Origin of the sequence: Streptomyces sp. NPDC051677, from assembly GCF_044453465.1 — a bacterium.
GTDB lineage: Bacteria > Actinomycetota > Actinomycetes > Streptomycetales > Streptomycetaceae > Streptomyces.
This window is the reverse complement of the sequence record NZ_JBITCT010000007.1, coordinates 86,071-104,527: the sequence shown is the minus strand read 5'-3', so window position 1 is coordinate 104,527 and position 18,457 is coordinate 86,071. Positions and strand designations below refer to the sequence as shown.

Annotated in this window: 18 protein-coding genes; 6 read left to right on the top strand and 12 right to left on the bottom strand. The window is 71.8% G+C overall.

All coding sequences use genetic code 11. The features are described from left to right. Positions 1–3: 3 nt before the first annotated feature. From ACIBAF_RS10365 to ACIBAF_RS10350, 4 genes are all read right to left on the bottom strand, one after another. The gene (locus ACIBAF_RS10365) at positions 4–1,437 is read right to left on the bottom strand and encodes a hypothetical protein (RefSeq protein ID WP_399462747.1); all 1,434 of its coding nucleotides are present in this window, start codon (positions 1,435–1,437) and stop codon (positions 4–6) included. Between the two features lie 241 nt (positions 1,438–1,678). Continuing rightward, positions 1,679–2,704 carry a 6-phosphofructokinase gene (locus ACIBAF_RS10360; protein ID WP_399462746.1) on the bottom strand — a complete coding sequence of 342 codons (1,026 nt, stop codon included), beginning with the start codon at positions 2,702–2,704 and terminating at the stop codon, positions 1,679–1,681. Positions 2,705–2,894: 190 nt separating this feature from the next. Next, on the bottom strand, positions 2,895–3,623 hold the full coding sequence (locus ACIBAF_RS10355; RefSeq protein ID WP_319344941.1) for a glutamine amidotransferase: 729 nt from the start codon (positions 3,621–3,623) through the stop codon (positions 2,895–2,897). A 17-nt stretch (positions 3,624–3,640) separates the two neighbouring features. Beyond that, positions 3,641–4,879 (bottom strand): MurT ligase domain-containing protein, encoded by a 1,239-nt coding sequence (locus ACIBAF_RS10350; protein WP_079663764.1) that lies wholly within the window; start codon positions 4,877–4,879, stop codon positions 3,641–3,643. 158 nt (positions 4,880–5,037) lie between these two features. On the opposite strand from ACIBAF_RS10350, the gene def reads away from it, so the two are divergent. Beyond that, positions 5,038–5,592: a peptide deformylase gene (gene def, locus ACIBAF_RS10345; protein WP_399462745.1), complete on the top strand. Its 555-nt coding sequence runs from the start codon at positions 5,038–5,040 to the stop codon at positions 5,590–5,592. 9 nt (positions 5,593–5,601) lie between these two features. Here the strand turns inward: def and ACIBAF_RS10340 are convergent, their stop codons facing one another. Further along, entirely contained in the window at positions 5,602–6,243 is a 642-nt protein-coding gene (locus ACIBAF_RS10340; protein WP_399462744.1) for a TetR family transcriptional regulator, read from the bottom strand. Positions 6,244–6,421: 178 nt separating this feature from the next. On the opposite strand from ACIBAF_RS10340, the gene ACIBAF_RS10335 reads away from it, so the two are divergent. Beyond that, entirely contained in the window at positions 6,422–7,648 is a 1,227-nt protein-coding gene (locus ACIBAF_RS10335; protein ID WP_399462743.1) for an acyl-CoA dehydrogenase family protein, read from the top strand. A 19-nt stretch (positions 7,649–7,667) separates the two neighbouring features. On the opposite strand, the gene ACIBAF_RS10330 is transcribed toward ACIBAF_RS10335, so the two are convergent. The 7 genes from ACIBAF_RS10330 to ACIBAF_RS10300 all read right to left on the bottom strand — a co-directional run bounded on the left by ACIBAF_RS10330 (position 7,668) and on the right by ACIBAF_RS10300 (position 14,277). Next, positions 7,668–8,186: a cupin domain-containing protein gene (locus ACIBAF_RS10330; RefSeq protein WP_399462742.1), complete on the bottom strand. Its 519-nt coding sequence runs from the start codon at positions 8,184–8,186 to the stop codon at positions 7,668–7,670. Positions 8,187–8,272: 86 nt separating this feature from the next. Next, the gene (locus tag ACIBAF_RS10325; protein WP_399462741.1) at positions 8,273–9,337 is read right to left on the bottom strand and encodes a type III polyketide synthase; all 1,065 of its coding nucleotides are present in this window, start codon (positions 9,335–9,337) and stop codon (positions 8,273–8,275) included. A 148-nt stretch (positions 9,338–9,485) separates the two neighbouring features. Beyond that, positions 9,486–9,722 (bottom strand): DUF6213 family protein, encoded by a 237-nt coding sequence (locus ACIBAF_RS10320; RefSeq protein ID WP_399462740.1) that lies wholly within the window; start codon positions 9,720–9,722, stop codon positions 9,486–9,488. Positions 9,723–9,747: 25 nt separating this feature from the next. Next, positions 9,748–11,142 carry an NADP-dependent succinic semialdehyde dehydrogenase gene (locus tag ACIBAF_RS10315; protein WP_399462739.1) on the bottom strand — a complete coding sequence of 465 codons (1,395 nt, stop codon included), beginning with the start codon at positions 11,140–11,142 and terminating at the stop codon, positions 9,748–9,750. Positions 11,143–11,218: 76 nt separating this feature from the next. Next, a complete protein-coding gene (locus tag ACIBAF_RS10310) occupies positions 11,219–11,701 on the bottom strand; it encodes an NUDIX domain-containing protein (RefSeq protein ID WP_399462738.1) in 483 nt (160 codons plus the stop codon). Further along, positions 11,698–13,236 (bottom strand): ATP-dependent DNA ligase, encoded by a 1,539-nt coding sequence (locus ACIBAF_RS10305; RefSeq protein ID WP_399462737.1) that lies wholly within the window; start codon positions 13,234–13,236, stop codon positions 11,698–11,700. Before ACIBAF_RS10305 ends, ACIBAF_RS10310 begins: the two co-directional genes overlap by 4 nt. 99 nt (positions 13,237–13,335) lie before the next feature. After that, complete coding sequence (locus ACIBAF_RS10300) at positions 13,336–14,277, bottom strand: NAD(P)/FAD-dependent oxidoreductase (RefSeq protein WP_399462736.1); 942 nt, start codon at positions 14,275–14,277, stop codon at positions 13,336–13,338. A 79-nt stretch (positions 14,278–14,356) separates the two neighbouring features. Between ACIBAF_RS10300 and ACIBAF_RS10295 the strand changes: the two genes are divergently transcribed. The 4 genes from ACIBAF_RS10295 to ACIBAF_RS10280 all read left to right on the top strand — a co-directional run bounded on the left by ACIBAF_RS10295 (position 14,357) and on the right by ACIBAF_RS10280 (position 18,280). Next, positions 14,357–14,929, top strand: coding sequence for a helix-turn-helix domain-containing protein (locus tag ACIBAF_RS10295; RefSeq protein WP_399462735.1), 573 nt, complete (start codon positions 14,357–14,359; stop codon positions 14,927–14,929). A gap of 113 nt (positions 14,930–15,042) precedes the next feature. After that, complete coding sequence (locus ACIBAF_RS10290) at positions 15,043–16,020, top strand: NADPH:quinone oxidoreductase family protein (RefSeq protein ID WP_399462733.1); 978 nt, start codon at positions 15,043–15,045, stop codon at positions 16,018–16,020. Next, on the top strand, positions 16,017–17,201 hold the full coding sequence (locus ACIBAF_RS10285; RefSeq protein WP_399462732.1) for an acyl-CoA dehydrogenase family protein: 1,185 nt from the start codon (positions 16,017–16,019) through the stop codon (positions 17,199–17,201). Before ACIBAF_RS10290 ends, ACIBAF_RS10285 begins: the two co-directional genes overlap by 4 nt. After that, positions 17,198–18,280 (top strand): acyl-CoA dehydrogenase family protein, encoded by a 1,083-nt coding sequence (locus tag ACIBAF_RS10280; protein ID WP_399462731.1) that lies wholly within the window; start codon positions 17,198–17,200, stop codon positions 18,278–18,280. The genes ACIBAF_RS10285 and ACIBAF_RS10280 overlap by 4 nt, the downstream gene beginning before the upstream one ends. The last annotated feature ends 177 nt before the right edge of the window (positions 18,281–18,457 follow it).

Genomic DNA, 18,457 nt, shown 5'->3' with positions numbered 1-18,457 from the left:
GCGTCAGTCGAAGCCGCGCCGGACCAGGGCCAGGCCCTCGCCGGCCTCGCTCCGCGCGATCTCGTGGGTCTTCAGCCGGGTCGGGCTGTCGTCGACGAACGCCGTGGCGGAGCGGTGCTCCTCGGGCACGTGGACCCGGCCGCGGCGGAAGAGGTCCTCGAGGAACGACGTGGCGACGCGCTCGGGGTCGGCGGGCCGCACCGAGCCGCCGGCGGGGTCGGACCCCGCGATGCCGAAGCGTCGCTCCTGCGCCGGGGCGGAGAGGGCGAGCGGCTGGGTGACGCCGTACATCGCCCCCTGGACCGTCACGGCCGTCAGGCCCTGATCGTCGGCGCCGCCGGGCGTCGCCTCGGCGATCGCGGCGGCCCGGCGGGTCAGCTCCGGCTCGGTGAGGGACGTGGCGGCCTCCAGGGAGAGGATGCCGTGCCGGATGAACGCCGAGCGCAGGGAGGGCCCGTACTTGCCGCCGTTGCGGCGCTGGTCCGCGGCGATCATGTGGCCCGCGACCTGCGCGTAGTAGGCGGACACCACGGGCGCGGCCACGACGGCGTCCACCAGGAGCTGTCCCGCCATCTCGGCGGAGAAGGCCAGACCGGCCTGGTCCTGCAGGTCCTGCTGGTGGAAGATCCCGGCGACGATCTTCAGGAACGCGCCGCTGAACACCCGGGAGAACGAGTGCGGCTCGCTGGTGAGCATGTTCGCGGGGCCGTTGGGCTGCAGCAGCACCGGGTCGACGTAGAAGAAGCTGTTCGCCATGTTGCGCAGGCAGTCCGGGTCGACCCGCTCCGGATGGCGCTGACGGATCGCCCAGCCCAGCTGCTCGGCCATCCTCGACACCCGCGAGGACAGTTCGAGTTCGCCCTGCGTCTCGGCCAGCACGCCGATCCGCAGCGATTCCAGCCGGAGCGAGCTCAGCAGGGCGCTGATGTCGCCGAACGCCTCGTGCAGGGCGGCCGCTTCCGCGCTCGCGGTGTCGAACAGCTGGGGGCGCAGGGCGTCGAGGACCGCGTGTCCTGTCTCGTGCTCGACGATCTCGTTGCTCTCGCACGTGGCGACGAGGACGCCTGCCACCGTGCGGCGGAAGAACCACAGGCCCTTACGGTCGTAGAAGGCGTTGAGGTCGTCGCCCGCGTCGAGGTGCGCGGTCAGGAGGCGTCCGACGCGCGGATGCCAGTGCGTCCCGGTCGGGACCAGCGGCCCCCAGGTCTGACTGCACCTGCTGAGCGCGTCGGCCGCCACCCAGTACCGGAAGGCCTCGGTGCCGGGTCCGGCGCCGTTCGGCTGCGGGGCGTTGCCCGCGATGGCCGTGGGGAAGGGCTGGGTGTCGAGCTGCGGCACCGGATGCGGTACGGGCATGTTGACCAGCGGAGGAAATCCCGGGTCGTCCTCGTACACCAGCACCGTCGGAAGGGATACCTGCTGTTGTTGCACTGTCATGGAGGGGCTCCCTGAGTGGGGAGAGATGGGGGGGTGGAGGCAACGACGGGGAACCTCTTGACAAAGAGTCCCTCGTGTTCAGTTCCTCGCGTTCAGTACGAGGCCCCAGGAGCCGGGTGTCAATTCGAACAGGGGCGGGGGAGACGCCCGAGGCGGCCCGCGCCCAGTGCGCACGGGCCACCGAAGCCTGACGGTTCGACGGCCGGACGGGTGACCGTCGATGCGTCGAACCGTCGGACGACTAGAGCACGCACTCCGCTTCCGCGTACCGCTCCTGCGGAACGGTCTTCAGGGTCTCGACCGCCTCGGCGAGGGACACCATCACGATGTCCGTCCCGCGCAGGGCCGTCATGTGGCCGAACTGCCCCCGGTGCACGGCCTCCACCGCGTGCCACCCGAACCGCGTGGCGAGCACCCGGTCGTACGCGGTCGGCGTGCCGCCGCGCTGCACATGCCCCAGAATCACCGGCCGCGCTTCCTTCCCGAGCCGCGACTCCAGCTCGATCGACAGCTGCCGGGCGATCCCCGCGAAGCGCTCATGCCCGTAGATGTCCTTGGCGCCCTCGTCGAAGTCCATGCCGCCGGGCGCGGGCTTGGCCCCCTCCGCGGCGACGACGATCGCGAACCGCTTGCCCGCCTCGAACCGCTCGCCGACCCTGCGGGCCAGCTCCTCGATGTCGAAGGGCCGTTCCGGCACGACGATGGCGTGGGCGCCGGCGGCCATGCCGGAGTGCAGCGCTATCCAGCCGGTGTGCCGCCCCATGACCTCGACGACCAGCACCCGCTGGTGGGACTCGGCGGTGGTCTTCAGCCGGTCGAGCGCCTCGGTGGCCACGCCGACGGCCGTGTCGAAGCCGAAGGTGACGTCGGTGACGGCGATGTCGTTGTCGATGGTCTTCGGCACGCCCACGATGGGCAGCCCCGCGTCCGACATCAGCCGGGCCGCTTTGAGGGTGCCCTCACCGCCGATCGGGATGATCGCGTCGAGACCGAGCTCCGCGACATGGCCCCGGGCCCGCTCCACGCCGTCGCGCAGATGCGAGGGCTGGACCCGGGAGGAGCCGAGGATCGTGCCGCCGCGGGCCAGGATGCCGCCCACGGCGTCGAGGTCGAGCTTGAGGTAGTCGCACTCCAGGAGGCCCTTCCAGCCGTCCCGGAAGCCGATGACCTCGTCGCCGTGGTCGGCGACGGCACGGTGCACGACGGACCGGATGACGGCGTTCAGGCCGGGGCAGTCGCCGCCGGACGTGAGGACACCAATGCGCATAGCCCGAAACAACCTTCTCCACGTGGGCCGGTCCGGACCACGCTGTCCGGCTCGAATCCCCGCCACCCTAGCGGCAGAAGGGGGCGGGGCCGTAGCACGCGTCCGCCTGCTGGACGTCCCTGCTCACCTGTGCGGACGCACCGCCAGACGGGCTGCTGACGGTGCGCTGAAAATCAGGTGAACATCCAGGTCAGGCAGGCTGCTGCGCAGCCGCGATGCGCTCGCCCCGCAGCGCCTCGTACCAGCGGTCGTCGATCGGCGGCAGCGCGTTCACGTCGAGCGCCAGCTTCAGCAGCAGGTCCGCGATCAGCGGGTTGCGCGCCAGCACCGGGCCGTGCATGTACGTCCCGAACACGGTGTCGTTGTACGCGCCCTCGGTGCCGTCGCCGGTGCCGTTGCCCCGGCCGAGCTGGACCCGGGCGAGGGGGCGGGCGGTCGGGCCGAGGTGGGTGACGCCCTGGTGGTTCTCGAAGCCGGTCAGCTGCGGCAGGCCGAGCCGCGGGTCGATGTCCCCGAGGACGTCGCCGACGCACCGCTCGCCCTCGCCGCGCGTCGTCGTCACGTCCAGCAGGCCGAGACCCGGCTCGCGCTGCCCGAGGTCGTTGACGAACTCGTGGCCCAGGATCTGGTAGCCGGCGCAGACCGCGAACACGATCGCGCCGTTGTTCACCGCCTGGTACAGGTGCGCGTCGCGGCGCAGCCGCTCCGCCGCGAGCCGCTGCGGCCGGTCCTCGCCGCCGCCGATGAGGTAGATGTCGCCGGACGTCGGGATCGGCTGGTCGCTGCGCACGTCGAGGCGCGCCACGTCGAGACCGCGCTGCCGTGCGCGGCGCTCGACGACGAGGGCGTTGCCCTGGTCGCCGTAGGTGCTCAGCAGGTCGGGGTAGATCCACACCAGCCGCAGTTGGTTGTCGCTCATGGAAACGTCCTTCGTGGTCAGTTGCCGACGCGGCGGCGCAGGTCCTGGAACGCGGTGTAGTTGGCGATGACCTCGATCCGGCCCGGCGGCGCCAGCTGCACGGCCTGGTCGAGGTTCTCGCACACCTGGAAGTGCTGGTTCGCGACCTCCAGCCGCACCGCGAGGTCCAGCTTGCGGTCACCGACGACGAAGATCGGGTGGCCGGTCAGCCGCGTGTAGTCGACGTCCCACAGCCAGGAGGTGTCGGTGCCGTCGGCGCCGCGCGCGTTCACCGAGAGGATGACCGGGGCCGGCGGCGGATCGATCAGGCTGAACGTCTCGAGCCAGCCGGCCGGGTTCTTCGCGAGCAGGAGTCTCAGATCGCGCTGCATGAACTGGACGACGTCGTAGCGTCCGGCGACGGCCTGCACCTGGTACATCCGCTCCAGCGCGACCTGCGGCGGCACCCCGAAGACGGCGGCGACGGCGGCCGAGGAGGCGGCGTTGGCCTTGTTGGCGCGGCCCGGCAGCTGCAGATGGATCGGCCAGGCGGAGCCGTGCGGATCGAGCACATGGTCGCCGGACAGCACCCAGCTCGGCGTGGGCCGCCGGAACCCGCACTCGCCGCAGAACCAGTCGTCCCCGGGCCGCTGCATGACGCCGCCGCAGGACGGGCACGACCAGGCGTCGTCCTTCCACATCTGACCGGCGGCGACCCAGATCACGTTGGGCGAGGAGGAGGCCGCCCACACCACCAGCGGGTCGTCGGCGTTGGCCACCACGACGGCCTTGGAACCGGCAAGCCCCTCACGCCAGTTCTCCGCGAGCATGCGGGTCTCGGCGGCACGGTCCAGCTGGTCGCGGGAGAGGTTGAGCAGCGCGATGCACTTGGGGGCGGTGTCCCGGGCCACGCCCGCGAGGTACTTCTCGTCGACCTCGATCACGCCGTAGCGCGCGTCGGAGCCGCCCGCGAGGGCCGAGGTGATGCCGGCCGGCATGTTGGCGCCGAGCGCGTTGGACACGACCGGTCCGGCGGCGCGCAGCGCCTCGGCGATCAGCCGGGTGGTGGTGGTCTTGCCGTTGGTCGCCGAGACGAGGACGACGTCCAGGTTCTGGGCGAGCCGGGCGAGGAGGTCGGGGTCGAGTTTGAGCGCCACCCGGCCGCCGATCACCGAACCGCTGCCGCGCCCCGCCGCGCGCGACGCCGCCGCGACCGCCTTGCCCGCGGTCACGGCGATCTTGGCCCGCGGCGTGAGCGGGTCCGAGTTGCCTGCCATCAGTTCTCGATCCTCCTTGCGTACGCGCCGCGCCTCTGCCGTACGGCAACGTGGTAGGTGGTCAGCCTATCGAGATCCATTCGCACTCCCGAATCCCGGGACCGCGTCACGCCCGTGGGCGGCATGCGCGTGTCAGAAAGGACCGTACCCTTGCCGCCATGCGACACGGCTCCATCCCGGGCGCCCACGGGCGCGTCCGACCCCTCACCCTGCTCGGCGACCCCGTCCTGCACGCCCGTTGCGAGGACGTCACCGACTTCGGCCCCGAACTCGCCCGCCTCGTCGAGGACATGTTCGCCACGATGTACGCGGCCAGGGGGGTCGGCCTGGCGGCCAACCAGGTCGGCGAGCCGCTGCGCGTCTTCGTCTACGACTGTCCCGACGACGAGGACGTCCGCCACCTGGGCCATGTGGTGAATCCGCGGCTGGTCGAGACGGACGGCATCGTGCTGCGGGGCCCGGAGGGCTGTCTGTCCCTCCCGGGCCTGGAGGCGGGAACGGAGCGTTACGACCACGCGGTGGTCGAGGGTCTCACGATGACGGGCGAGCCGGTCACCGTGCACGGCACGGGATTCTTTGCCAGATGCTTGCAGCACGAGGCCGACCATCTGGAGGGGACGGTCTACTCGGACCGGGTGCAGGGCTGGCGCAAGGGGAGGCTGATGCGCCAGGTGGCCCGAACCTCCTGGTCCCGGGCGAGTGGTCCGGCCTGAGCGGGACCCTCAGAACCCGGGCCCGCCGACCTTGTCCCCCGCCGCCGCGAGGCGACCCCACAGCAGATCGGCCAGACTCCGCACCAGTTCCGCCCGGGAACAGGGCCGCTCACCCAGCCACCAGTCGCCCGCCGCGTGCATCATCCCGACGATCCCGTGCCCCCACACACGAGCGAGTTGCTGGCTCCCGGGCCCGAGATCCAGCCGGTCCTCGATGACCTGAGCCAGTTCCTCCCCCATCCGTCGAAGCAGCGGAGCCGAATGCTTGCCGACGTCGAACCCCTGCTCTCCGGAGGACCCCTCCGCCGGATGCATCAGGAACCGGTACACCTGGGGCCGGGCCTCGATCGCCGCGAGGTAGGTGTCCAGGGTCGCCTCGACCCGCTCCCGACGCTCGGCGGGAGCGTCCAGCGCCGCCCGCAGCGAGTCCAGCAGCGCGTCGGTGTGCCGTTTGGCGAGGGCGGCGTACAACCCGCCCTTGTCACCGAAGTGGCGATAAAGGATCGGCTTCGTGATGCCCGCCTCCGCCGCGATGGCGTTCATCGAGGCCTGCGGCCCGTCGCGCAGCACCACCCGGTCGGCGGCCTCCAGCAGCTCGCGCCGTCGGCGGTCGGCGGACCGTTGCTGCTCGGTCCGCTGCGTGGTGTCCATGTGCTCTCCCCACCCGTGCTGATTCGGTGACGCCTGCGCAAACTAACACCTGACAGCAGCCTGACATCGAACGGGCTGGCGGGCTCCGGGCCCGTCATCAGGAGTTGACTTTCCCTACCGATCGGTAACAGACTCTGGTTACCGCTAGTAACATGCACGTTCCGCCGCTGGAGGGGACATGGCCGAGTTCACCATGGAGCTCAACGACGAACAGAAGGAGGTCCGGGACTGGCTGCACGGCTTCGCGGCCGACGTCATCCGCCCCGCGGCCGCCGAATGGGACGAGCGTGAGGAGACTCCCTGGCCGGTCATCCAGGAGGCCGCGAAGGTCGGCATCTACTCCCTCGACTTCTACGCGCAGCAGTACTTCGACCCCACCGGCCTCGGCATCCCGATGGCCATGGAGGAGCTCTTCTGGGGCGACGCGGGCATCGCCCTGTCGATCGTGGGCACCGGCCTCGCCGCGGTGGGCGTCCTCGCCAACGGCACCGAGGAGCAGATCGGCACCTGGATCCCCCAGATGTACGGCGACGCGAACGACGTCAAGGTCGCCGCGTTCTGCTCCTCCGAGCCCGACGCCGGCTCCGACGTCGCCTCGATGCGCACCCGTGCGGTGTACGACGAGGCCAAGGGCGAGTGGGTGATCAACGGCACGAAGACCTGGGCGACCAACGGCGGCATCGCCAACGTCCACGTGGTCGTCGCGGTCGTGGACGCCGAGCTCGGCTCCAAGGGCCACGCCTCCTTCATCGTCCCGGCGGGCACCCCCGGGCTCGCCCAGGGGCAGAAGTTCAAGAAGCACGGCATCCGCGCCTCACACACCGCCGAGGTGATCCTCGACAACGTGCGCGTCCCCGGCTCCTGCCTCCTCGGCGGCAAGGAGAAGCTGGACGAGCGGCTGGCGCGGGCGCGCGAGCGGGCGAAGTCCGGCGGCGAGCGAGTGAAGAACGCGGCGATGGCCACCTTCGAGGCGTCACGCCCGGCGGTCGGCGCCATGGCCGTCGGCACCGCACGCGCCGCGTACGAGGTGGCCCTCGACTACGCGAAGACGCGTGAGCAGTTCGGCCGTCCGATCATCGACAACCAGGGCGTCGCCTTCCAGCTCGCGGACATGCGCACGCAGATCGACGCCGCGCGGCTGCTGGTCTGGCGCGCTTCCTGGATGGCGGTCAACGGCAAGCAGTTCACGGCAGCCGAGGGCTCCATGTCGAAGCTGTTCGCCAGCGAGACCGCGAAGAAGGTCACCGCGCAGGCGATCCAGATCCTCGGCGGCAACGGCTACACCAGGGAGTACCCGGTGGAGCGCATGCACCGCGACGCCGCCATCTACACCATCTTCGAGGGCACGAGCGAGATTCAGCGGTTGGTGATCGCCCGGACCTTGTCGGGGATGCCGATCCGGTAGCGCCGTCGGGGCGTGTCCCTCACCGGTGCTTCAACGGTGTGAGCTGTTCGATGTCGTAGCGCTTCCGCAGGCTCTCGATCGCCTCGTGGTCCGGCGGGCCCCCGGGGGCAAGGATCTCGAGCAACTCCTCGAAGTAGCGCTCGTGGTCGGGCGGCGGGGACGCCTGGAAGAACACGCGGGCCGTGGCGTCCGTCGGGTTGGCGAAGGCGTGGGGGCAGCCCGGGGGCACGACGATGACCGTGCCCGGGGTGGCCCGGACCACCCTCGCGCCCGAACTCGACTGCCAGCGCTGCCAGTTGTCGGCCGTACGCACCCGGGGCTCGAAGGCGAGGACGTCCAGCTCGCCTTCGAGGACGTAGAACAACTCCTCGCTGCGGGTGTGCACATGGGCGCCCACGTCGAAGCCCGGCGGGACCTCCACCTCGAAGGTGGAGGCCACGCTCGAGTGCGTGCCGGTGACCTTGAACGTCACCCGCTGGGCCGGGGTCTGGACGACCCTGCCGTGGCCCGGCGGCACCAGCAGCCCGTCGCTCACCATGGGACCGGGAGGGCTTCGGGGCCGCGGATCGACGCGCCCTTCCGGGGCAGGGTCTCGGTGATCGTCGTCTCTTCGATCATGCGTGCTCACGCCCTCCCGTCGTCCGCGCGCTGCCAGCGCCCCAGTGTCATCTCGGCGGTGATGCCGGGCCCGAACCCGGCGAGCAGCCCGCGCGCCCGGTCGGCGGCGCCACCGTCGTCGAACAGCCGGCGCAGCGCGTCCAGGACGACGGCGCTGGCGATGTTGCCGTACTCGGTGAGCGTGGCCCGGCTGAACCGGAAGGCGTGCGGGTCGACCTGCAGGAACACGCTGAGGTCGTCGAGGATGCGGGGGCCGCCCGCGTGGACTATGTAGAAGTCCAGGTCGGCCGCGTCCCAGCCATGCCGACCCGCGAGGTCCTGCAGGGCCGGCGCGAGCGGCTCCATCGTGGCCGGCACCCGCTTGTCCAGCAGGAAGTGGAAGCCCGTCGCCCGGACGTCGTACATGATCCACTCTTCGGTCTTGGGGATCACGTACGAGCCGTTGCGCTCCAGCCGGATGCCCTCGCCGCCCCGGCCGCGCACCACGGCGGCCGCGATGCCGTCGCCGAACAGGCCGTTGCAGAGCAGGGATCCGACGCCGAGGTCGGTGGGCTGGTAGCACAGCGAGCAGAACTCGCAGGCCACGATGAGCGCGTTGGCCTCGGGGTAGGCCGTGCAGAAGTCGTGCGCCCGATTGATCGCGGCGCCGCCGGCCGCGCAGCCCAGCTGGGCGATCGGCAGTTGCCGGGTGGTGCTGTCGAAGTCCATCTCGTTGATCATCCAGGCCGTCAGCGAGGGCATCATGAAGCCCGTGCACGACACGTAGATGATGACGTCGATGTCGCTGGTGAGCAGCTCCGCCTCGTCCAGCGCCCGCTGCACGACTGCCGGGACACGGGCCTTCGACTCGGCCACGTAGACCCTGTTGCGTTCCTCGAAGCCCGGATGTTTCAGGGTTTCCTCGATGGGCTGCACGAGGTGTCGCGTCCGGACGCCGGTGTTCTCGATCAACCGGAGAGCCAGGGGCAGCTGGGCGTGGTCCGCATGGCGGGAGCGCGCCAGTTCGAGCGTCTCCTCCATCGTGATCACATGCTCCGGAACCGCTACCGAGGGCCTGCACAAAGTCGCCATGAACCGTCCCTCCAAAAGGTGGTTCACCACAGGGATGCGTGCACACCCACGATCACCCGTTAGGGCGAAGACTTCGCGCGGTACTACTCCATCTGGGGGACGTTTCCCGGTCAGGGGCGGGGGGAACTGCGCGACCGGTCACAAGGCGCTACGGCGCACCCCCGCTGCTGTGCGCGATACACGCCACATCGATGCGATCGGCAAGCTTCGCGAGCTCAATGGTCAAAGCGGCAACGGTGTCCTCGTCAAGCCCGTCGACCCCAGCCTCGACGAGATGCAGCCACCGTCCACCCAACGTGCGGAGCAGCTTGCTCACGTCGGCCGCAGCCACCTGCAAGGTCCCGCGGTCATCGACGATCAGAGGCAGAGTCACTTCGCGGTTCACATCCGGGATCGTAGCCGCGCAGCGCTCACGCACCGTGCCAAACCGTGGTGATGTTGCAGAACTCCCGGATTCCGTGCCCGGACAGCTCACGGCCGTATCCGGACCGCTTCACCCCGCCGAACGGGAACCCCGGATGGGACGCCGTCATCCCGTTGACGTACACCCCGCCGGCCTCCAGATCCCGTACGAAACGGTCGACCTCGGCCTCGTCCCGGGTCCAGACGTTGGAACTCAGACCGAACGGCGAGTCGTTGGCGATGAGCACGGCCTCATCGAGATCGGCCGCCCGATACAGCGTGGCCACGGGCCCGAAGGCCTCCTCCCGGTGGATCCGCATCTCGCGCGTGATGCCGGCGAGGACGGTCGGCGGGTAGTACCAGCCGGGCAGCTCGGGCCGGCGGAGCCGATGGCCGCCGCACAGCACCGCCGCCCCACTGCGCCGGGCGTCGTCCACCAGCTCTTCCAGGTCCGACCGCCCCTGTTCGCTCGCCAGCGGCCCGACGTCCGTCTCCTCCTCCAGCGGGTCGCCGACCTTCAGCGCCGCCATGCCCGCCACGAACCGTTCGGCGAACGCGTCGTACACGTCCGTGTGAACGATGAACCGTTTGGCCGCGATGCAGGACTGCCCGTTGTTCTGCACGCGCGCGGTCACCGCCACCTGCGCGGCCCGGTCGACGTCCGCCGACGGCATGACGACGTACGGGTCGCTGCCGCCCAGTTCCAGCACCGTCTTCTTGACCATCTCGCCGGCGGTGGAGGCGACCGCCCGGCCGGCCGGCTCGCTGCCGGTCAGCGTCGCCGCCTTGACGCGCTCGTCGCGCAGCAGGTCGTCCACCGCCCCCGACCCGATCAGCAGCGTCTGGAAGCAGCCCTCGGTGAAGCCGGCCCGGTGGAACAGGTCCTCCAGGTACAGGGCGGTCTGCGGGACGTTCGAGGCGTGCTTGAGCAGCCCCACGTTGCCCGCCATCAGCGCCGGCGCGGCGAACCGGACCACCTGCCACAGCGGGAAGTTCCACGGCATCACCGCGAGCACCGGCCCCAGCGGCCGGTAGCGGACCAGGGCGCGCGAGGCGCCGGAGTCCTTCACGTCGGCGGCGGCCGGCTCCTCGTCGGCGAGCAGTTCCTCCGCGTGCTCGGCGTACCAGCGCATCGCCTTGGCGCACTTCGCGGCCTCCGCGCGGGCCTGCTTCACCGGCTTGCCCATCTCCGTGGTCATGGTCCGGGCGATGTCCTGCTGGTCCTCGTCCAGGAGGTTCGCGGCCTGGATCATCAGGCGCGCCCGGTCGACGAAGCGCGTCGCCCGATACGTACGGAACGTGGCCTCCGCGAGCTGGAGCCGGCGCTCCAGTTCCTCCTCGCCCATGGCCTCGTACGTGCGAAGCGTCTCGCCGTTCGCCGGGTTCACCGTCGCGATGGGCATGACCGACCTCCTGAAGAGCTGCCTGTGTCTCGACCTTCCCGCGCCGGGCCCGAGGCCGCAACGCGTGCGCATCCGCTCAGGGCGAGTGCTCCGTCAGGCGGTCGAGAAACGCGGACTGCGCGGTGACGATCACCTCGCGGGCCCGGGCGAGACCGAACCAGGCGACCCGGTCCAGTTCCGGGAACTCCTGGAGGCGTCCGGATCTCGGCGGCCACTCCAGGGTGAACGTGCCGGGAGCGATCGTCGCCGGGTCGAGGTCGGCCTCGACGGCCCACGCCGTGACGATCTTGCCGTTCTTCTGGCGGACCTCGCCGAGCGGGATCGCCTCGCCGTCGGGCGGGGGCAGGCCGAGCTCCTCCCGGAACTCGCGGCGGGCCGCCTCCCAGGCCGGTTCGTCAGGCTCGTACTCGCCCTTCGGGACCGTCCACGCCCCGGCGTCCTTCTTCGCGAAGTACGGGCCGCCCATATGGCCGAGCAGCACCTGAGGGCCGTCGTCCGTGCGGCGGAACAGCAGCAGGCCCGCGCTGCGCCTCGGCGCGGCGGGCGTCGCGGGTGTCACGGGCGCACCTCCGGATGGGCGGCGAGCAGGGTCTGCACCGTGTCCGCCTCCGCCGGGTGCTTGTCCTCGCGGTAGCGGACCACGCGGGCGAAGCGGAGGGTGACGCCGGCCGGGTAGCGGGTGGAGCGCTGCAGACCGTCGTAGGCGATCTCGACGACGAGTCCGGGGCGTACGGTCACCACCCGACCGTCGTCCTCGACGGCCAGGTCCTTCAGGCGCTCGGTCTGCCAGGTGAGCATCGCGTCGGTCATGCCCTTGAACGTCTTGCCGAGCATGGCGAAGCCGCCGTCGGCGGTGCGGGCGCCCAGGTGCAGGTTGGAGAGCTTCCCGGTGCGCCGCCCGTGACCCCACTCGGCGGCCAGCACCACCAGGTCGAGCGTGTGCACGGGCTTCACCTTCAGCCAGGACGCACCGCGCCGGCCCGCGCTGTAGGGGGCGTCGAGGGCCTTGACCACGACTCCTTCGTGGCCGCGCAGCAGCGTCTCCCGGGCGAACTCCTCCGCCGCCTCGGCGTCCTCGGGGCCGGAGACGATCCTCCGGCGCACCCGCATCGGCTCGGGCGCCAGCCGGGCCAGTTCCGCGTGCCGTTCGGCGAACGGCAGGTCGAGCAGGTCCCGGCCGTCCACGGACAGCGCGTCGAAGAAGACCGGGGAGACGGGGACGGCCTCGGCGGCCGTCGCGACGTCCACGCGGGAGCCGACGCGGCCGGCCGTCTCCTGGAAGGAGCGGGGGCGTCCCGTGTCGTCGAGCGCGATGACCTCGCCGTCCAGAATGAAGCGCGACCCCGCCAACTCCCGTGCCGCAGCCGTCACTTCGGGCAGGCGGTCGGTGATGTCGTCCAGGGTGCGGGTGTAGAGGCGGATGTCGTCGCCGTCGCGGTGCACCTGGACGCGGATGCCGTCCAGCTTCTCCTCCACCGCGCAGACGCCGAGCTTTCCGACCGCCTCGGTCACGGAGGACGCGGTGTGCGCGAGCATCGGCAGGACCGGGCGGCCCACGGTGAGCCGGAACGTCTCCAGGGCCGGCGGCCCGTCCGCGAGCAGCGCCCGCGCCACCGTCTGCAGGGAGCCCGCCAGCATCACCGCCCGCCGTACGTCCGCCGGCGGCGCGCCGGTCGCCTGCGCCAGACCCTCCACGGCCACGGCGTCCAGCGCGCCCTGCCGGACCTCGCCGGTGATGAGGCCCAGCAGGAAGCGCTGTTCGTCCGCGGTGGCCGCGCCCATCAACGTGCCGACCAGCCGCGCCCGTTCGGCCTGCGAACCGGCGCCCGAGACCGTGCCGAGCTCGGTCAGGAGGGCGTCTGCCTCGCGCACGGTCAGGGTCGGCGCCGCGGCCGGGGCGACCGGGCGGCTCAGCACCTTCCAGCCGACGCCCAGGCGGCCCTGGGGGAGCCGTCCGGCCAGGTAGGGGATGACGATCGGCACGTCCTCCGCGTCCGCGTCCCGGAAGAGCTCGGCGAGCAGGGCGATCTTGCGGGAGCGCGCCGAGGTGGCCGCGACCTCCCGGGACACGTCGGCGAGCCGGGTCAGCAGCATGCAGCCATGGTGCGGCGCGCTCCGCTGTTTTACCCGCCGAGGAACGAGTCGATTTTCGTCCGCGGGCGCGTCGTGGCCGGTCGCACCGTCCTCGCGCCCTTAGGGCGCTGCGTCCAGGTCGGCCATCAGCAGCTCCCCGTTGATCGCGGCTCCGGCCCGGTAGCCGCGGCTCGCCGCGTTCACGACCTGCTCGGCGAAGCCCGACGCGTTGCCCGCCGCCCACAGTCCGGGCACGCTCGTCAGGCCCCGTCCGTCGACCACGGGGTACGTGCCGAACGGGGTCTCGGCGGTCTCGGCGCCCAGCCGGGTCAGCAGGTCCGTCTGCGGGACCGCCCGGGGCGCGACGAACAGCACCTCCCGCTCGTGAACCCGGCTGTCCGCGAGCCGGACCCCGGTGAGCCGGTCGTCCTCGACGACCAGGCCGGCCACCTCGCCGGGGACGACGTGCACGCCGGCCGCGGCCAGCCTGCGCAGGTCCTCCTCGGTCAGCTCCTCCTCGGCGACCGTGTGCAGGAAGAGGGTCACGTCCTTCGACCACTGGGTCACCATCAGCGCCTGGTGGACGCCCAGCGGGGTCGTGGCGAGCACGCCGAAGGCCCGGTCGCGGACCTCCCAGCCGTGGCAGTACGGGCAGTGGATCACGTCCCGGCCGAAGCGCTCGGCGAGGCCCGCGACCGGGGGCAGCTCGTCCTTCAGTCCGGTCGCGACGACGAGCTGCCGGGCGTGCACGGTCCGGCCTCCCGCCAGCCGGACGGCGAAGTCCGCGCCCCTGACGACGTCCACCGCCCGGTCCTGGACCAGCTCCACGCCGTACCGCGCGATCTCCGCGCGGCCGGCGGCGAGGAACTCGGCGGGCGACATCCCGTCCCGCGACAGATAGCCCTGCATGTGCGCGGCGGGCGCGTTGCGCGGCTCGCCCGCGTCGACGACCAGCGTCCGCCGCCGGGCCCGGCCCAGGACGAGCGCGGCGGACAGGCCGGCCGCGCCGCCGCCGACGACGATCACTTCGTACTTCTCGGTCACTTCGCACTTCTCGGTCATGGTGACCACCTCCGCCGCCACGGTGGCCGGGCAGCTGCGGTATTGACAAACCTCTTTGCCGGTTCCGCAATATGGAGGCATGACTGCCGATGACGTTCTCGCGGAGGTCGGGCCGAGGCTCAGACGGATCCGGAAGGAGCGGGAGGTGACGCTGGCGGCCCTGTCCGAGTCGACCGGGATCTCCGTCAGCACCCTCTCGCGGCTGGAGTCGGGGCTGCGCAAACCCAGCCTGGAACTGCTGCTGCCGATCGCCCAGGCCCACCAGGTGCCGTTGGACGAGCTGGTCGGCGCGCCGCCGGTGGGCGACCCCCGGGTGCGCGCCAAGCCGCTCGTACGGCACGGGCGCACCTTCTGGCCGCTGTCCCGGCAGCCCGGCGGGCTGCAGGCCTTCAAGGTGCTGGTGCCCCAGCGCGAGGAGGAGCCGGAGCTGCGCACCCACGAGGGCTACGAATGGCTGTATGTGATGTCCGGGCGGCTGCGGGTGGTGCTCGGCGAGCACGACGTGGTGATGACGGCGGGAGAGGCCGCCGAGTTCGACACGCGCGTGCCGCACTGGTTCGGATCGACGGGGGAGGGGCCGGCCGAGTTCCTGAGCCTGTTCGGGCCGCAGGGCGAGCGGATGCATGTGCGAGCCAGGCCCCGGCAGGGGTGACGGAGGCGACTCTTCCGCCGGCGACTGTTCCCTCTCAGCAAGCGACCGCTTAGTATGCGATCGACCCCGGCGGAACACGCCGGTCGGACGACGCAGTCCCGTGGAGGCTCCGCATGCAGGCATGGCAGGTGCACGAGAACGGCGAGCCGAGCGAGGTGATGCGGCTGACCGAGGTGGAGCGGCCCACGCCCGGCGAGGGCCAGGTCCTGCTCAGGGTGCGTGCGGCGAACATCAACTTCCCCGACGCGCTGATGGTCCGGGGCCACTACCAGGTGCGGCCCCCGCTGCCGTTCACCCCGGGCGTGGAGTTCTGCGGCGAGACCGAGGACGGCCGCCGCGTGATCGCCAACCCGGCCCTGCCGTACGGCGGTTTCGCCGAGTACGCCGTCGCCGACGCGACCGCCCTGCTTCCCGCGCCCGAGTCGCTGGACGACGCCGAGGCCGCCGCGCTGCACATCGGCTACCAGACGGGCTGGTTCGGCCTGCACCGCAGGGCACGCCTGGAGGCGGGCGAGACCGTGCTCGTCCACGCCGCCTCAGGAGGGGTGGGCAGCGCGGCCGTACAGCTCGCGAAGGCGGCGGGCGCGCGGGTCATCGGCGTGGTGGGCGGGGCCGACAAGGCGGCCGTGGCCCGGGAGCTGGGCTGCGACGTGGTGATCGACCGGCGGGCCGAGGACGTCGTCGGCGCGGTGAAGGAGGCCACCGGCGGCCGGGGCGCGGACGTGATCTACGACCCCGTCGGCGGCGACGCCTACACCCAGTCCACGAAGGTCGTCGCCTTCGAAGGCCGGATCGTGGTCGTCGGCTTCGCGAGCGGGACCATCCCGAGCCCCGCGCTGAACCACGCCCTGGTGAAGAACTACTCGATCCTCGGCCTGCACTGGGGCCTGTACAACACCAAGAACCCCAAGCTGGTCCAGCACTGCCACGAACAGCTCACCGAACTGGCCGCCCGGGGCGCGATCGCGCCGCTGGTCAGCGAGCGCGTCCCGCTCGACGGGGCCGCGGCCGCAGTGCAGCGGGTCGCCGACGGCGTCACCACCGGCCGGGTCGCCGTGCTGCCCACGCTGAAGAACGGAGCCACCGCATGACCGTCGACGCAGCCGAACTCCAGCGCCGCACAGCGGAGTTGCTGGCCGCTCATCCGCCCTCGACGACGGACCGGCTCGATTTCCTGAAGGCCCGTTTCGACGCGGGGCTCGCCTGGGTCCACTACCCGGAGGGCCTCGGCGGTCTCGGCGCGCCCCGCTCCCTCCAGGTCGTCGTGGACGCCGCACTGGAGGCCGCCGGCGCCCCTGACAACGACCCGCGCCGCATCGGCATCGGCCTCGGCATGGCCGCTCCGACGATCCTGAAGTACGGCGCCGAGGAGCAGAAGCAGCGCTTTCTGCGGCCGCTGTGGACAGGCGAGGAGGTCTGGTGCCAGCTCTTCAGCGAGCCCGGCGCCGGCTCCGACCTGGCCGCGCTCGGCACCCGGGCCGTACGGGAAGGCGACGAGTGGGTCGTCAACGGGCAGAAGGTGTGGACGTCCAGTGCCCACCTGGCCCGCTGGGCCATCCTCATCGCCCGCACCGACCCGGACGTGCCCAAGCACGCGGGCATCACCTACTTCCTCTGCGACATGACCGACCCGGGCGTCGAGGTCCGGCCCCTGCGCCAGATCACCGGCGAGGCCGAGTTCAACGAGGTCTTCCTCACCGGCGTCCGCATCCCCGACTCCCGCCGGCTCGGCGAGGTCGGCGACGGCTGGCGGGTCGCCCAGACCACACTGAACAACGAACGCGTCGCCATCGGCGGCATGCGCCTGCCCCGCGAGGGCGGCATGATCGGCCCCGTCTCCAGGACCTGGCGCGAGCGGCCCGAACTGCGCACCCACGATCTGCACCAGCGGCTGCTGAAGCTGTGGGTGGAGGCCGAGGCCGCCCGGCTCACCGCCGAGCGCCTGCGCCAGCAGCTCGCCCTGGGCCAGCCCGGCCCCGAGGGCGCCGGCATGAAGCTCGCCTTCGCCCGCCTCAACCAGGAGATCAGCGGCCTGGAGGTGGAACTGCGCGGCGAGGAAGGCCTGTTGTACGACGACTGGACCATGCGCCGCCCGGAGCTCGTGGACTTCACCGGCCGGGACGCCGGGTACCGCTACCTGCGCTCCAAGGGCAACAGCATCGAGGGCGGGACCAGCGAGGTCCTGCTGAACATCGTCGCCGAGCGCGTCCTGGGCCTGCCGTCCGAGCCGCGCACCGACAAGGACGTCGCATGGAAGGACCTGTCCCGATGAGCGCACAGCCGGATCTTCTCTACTCCGAGGAGGAAGAGGCCCTGCGGTCCGCCGTCCGGGACCTGCTCGCCGATCACTGCGACGCGCCGGGCGTCATCGCCCGCACCGAGTCCGACGCCCCGCACGACCTGACGGCCTGGAAGGCGCTCGCCGACGGCATGGGCCTCGCGGGCCTGCTGGTGCCCGAGGAACTGGGCGGCCAGGGCGCCACGCATCGCGAAGTCGCCGTCGTGCTGGAGGAGTTGGGCCGGGCGGTGGCCCCGGTGCCGTATCTGACCAGTGCCGTGGTGGCCACGGAGGCGCTGCTGGCCGTCGGGGACGCGGAGCTGCTCGGCCGGCTGGCGTCCGGGCGGGCCGTCGGCGCACTGGCGGTCGCACTGCACACCGCCCCGGGCGCCCCCTTCAAGGCCGTGCACGTCGAAGAAGGCGTTCTCCAGGGGGAGTTGACGGGCATCGCGGACGCTGCCGCGGCCGACGTGCTGCTCGTGCCGGCCGACGACGGCGGACTGTACGCCGTGGACGCCCAGGCCGTGACCGTCACCCCGCAGGTCGCCTTCGACCTGACCCGCCCCCTCGCGACGGTCACCCTCGCCGGCGCCCCCGGCCGTCGCCTCGGCGACGCCGCACCCGCCGTGCGCCGCGCCCTGCGGGCCGGAGCCGGGCTGCTCGCCTCCGAGCAACTCGGGCTGGCCGACTGGACGTTGACCGAGACCGTGCGCTACCTGAAGGAGCGCAAGCAGTTCAACCGGCCCGTCGGCGGGTTCCAGGCGCTCAAGCACCGGCTCGCCCAGCTGTGGCTGGAGGTCGTCAATCTGCGCGCCGCCGCCCGGGGCGCGGCCGACGCCCTCGCGACCGGCCAGGACGTCGACATCGCGGTGGCCGTCGCCCAGGCCTACGCGGCAGGGGTCGCCGTGCACGCCGCCGAGGAGGCGCTGCAACTGCACGCCGGGATCGGCATGACCTGGGAGCACCCGATCCATCTGTACCTCAAGCGGGCCAAGGCCGACTCCATCGCCTACGGCACGGCCGGCGCCCACCGCGAGGCGCTGGCCGACATGGTCGATCTGCAGGCCCCCTGACCGTCCCCCACCGTCCCTCGGTGAAGCCCGCCCCACCTGGGGCGGGCTTTTTCGTGCGGCTGCGCGGACGGAGTGAACACGCGACGGCGGTCCGGCCAACTCCTGGCATGTACAGGTTCCTTGGCGCTCGGACCGACTCATACTCCCTGTGGCTCGGACCCGCCCCACAGGGAGGAA

What these genes read in the sequence shown, in the direction of transcription:
- ACIBAF_RS10365 (WP_399462747.1), bottom strand. Translation starts at nt 1,437, where the DNA reads ATGACAGTGCAACAACAGCAGGTATCCCTTCCGACGGTGCTGGTGTAC.
- ACIBAF_RS10360 (WP_399462746.1), bottom strand. Translation starts at nt 2,704, where the DNA reads ATGCGCATTGGTGTCCTCACGTCCGGCGGCGACTGCCCCGGCCTGAAC.
- ACIBAF_RS10355 (WP_319344941.1), bottom strand. Translation starts at nt 3,623, where the DNA reads ATGAGCGACAACCAACTGCGGCTGGTGTGGATCTACCCCGACCTGCTG.
- ACIBAF_RS10350 (WP_079663764.1), bottom strand. Translation starts at nt 4,879, where the DNA reads ATGGCAGGCAACTCGGACCCGCTCACGCCGCGGGCCAAGATCGCCGTG.
- def (WP_399462745.1), top strand. Translation starts at nt 5,038, where the DNA reads ATGCGACACGGCTCCATCCCGGGCGCCCACGGGCGCGTCCGACCCCTC.
- ACIBAF_RS10340 (WP_399462744.1), bottom strand. Translation starts at nt 6,243, where the DNA reads ATGGACACCACGCAGCGGACCGAGCAGCAACGGTCCGCCGACCGCCGA.
- ACIBAF_RS10335 (WP_399462743.1), top strand. Translation starts at nt 6,422, where the DNA reads ATGGCCGAGTTCACCATGGAGCTCAACGACGAACAGAAGGAGGTCCGG.
- ACIBAF_RS10330 (WP_399462742.1), bottom strand. Translation starts at nt 8,186, where the DNA reads ATGGTGAGCGACGGGCTGCTGGTGCCGCCGGGCCACGGCAGGGTCGTC.
- ACIBAF_RS10325 (WP_399462741.1), bottom strand. Translation starts at nt 9,337, where the DNA reads ATGGCGACTTTGTGCAGGCCCTCGGTAGCGGTTCCGGAGCATGTGATC.
- ACIBAF_RS10315 (WP_399462739.1), bottom strand. Translation starts at nt 11,142, where the DNA reads ATGCCCATCGCGACGGTGAACCCGGCGAACGGCGAGACGCTTCGCACG.
- ACIBAF_RS10305 (WP_399462737.1), bottom strand. Translation starts at nt 13,236, where the DNA reads ATGCTGCTGACCCGGCTCGCCGACGTGTCCCGGGAGGTCGCGGCCACC.
- ACIBAF_RS10300 (WP_399462736.1), bottom strand. Translation starts at nt 14,277, where the DNA reads ATGACCGAGAAGTGCGAAGTGACCGAGAAGTACGAAGTGATCGTCGTC.
- ACIBAF_RS10295 (WP_399462735.1), top strand. Translation starts at nt 14,357, where the DNA reads ATGACTGCCGATGACGTTCTCGCGGAGGTCGGGCCGAGGCTCAGACGG.
- ACIBAF_RS10290 (WP_399462733.1), top strand. Translation starts at nt 15,043, where the DNA reads ATGCAGGCATGGCAGGTGCACGAGAACGGCGAGCCGAGCGAGGTGATG.
- ACIBAF_RS10285 (WP_399462732.1), top strand. Translation starts at nt 16,017, where the DNA reads ATGACCGTCGACGCAGCCGAACTCCAGCGCCGCACAGCGGAGTTGCTG.
- ACIBAF_RS10280 (WP_399462731.1), top strand. Translation starts at nt 17,198, where the DNA reads ATGAGCGCACAGCCGGATCTTCTCTACTCCGAGGAGGAAGAGGCCCTG.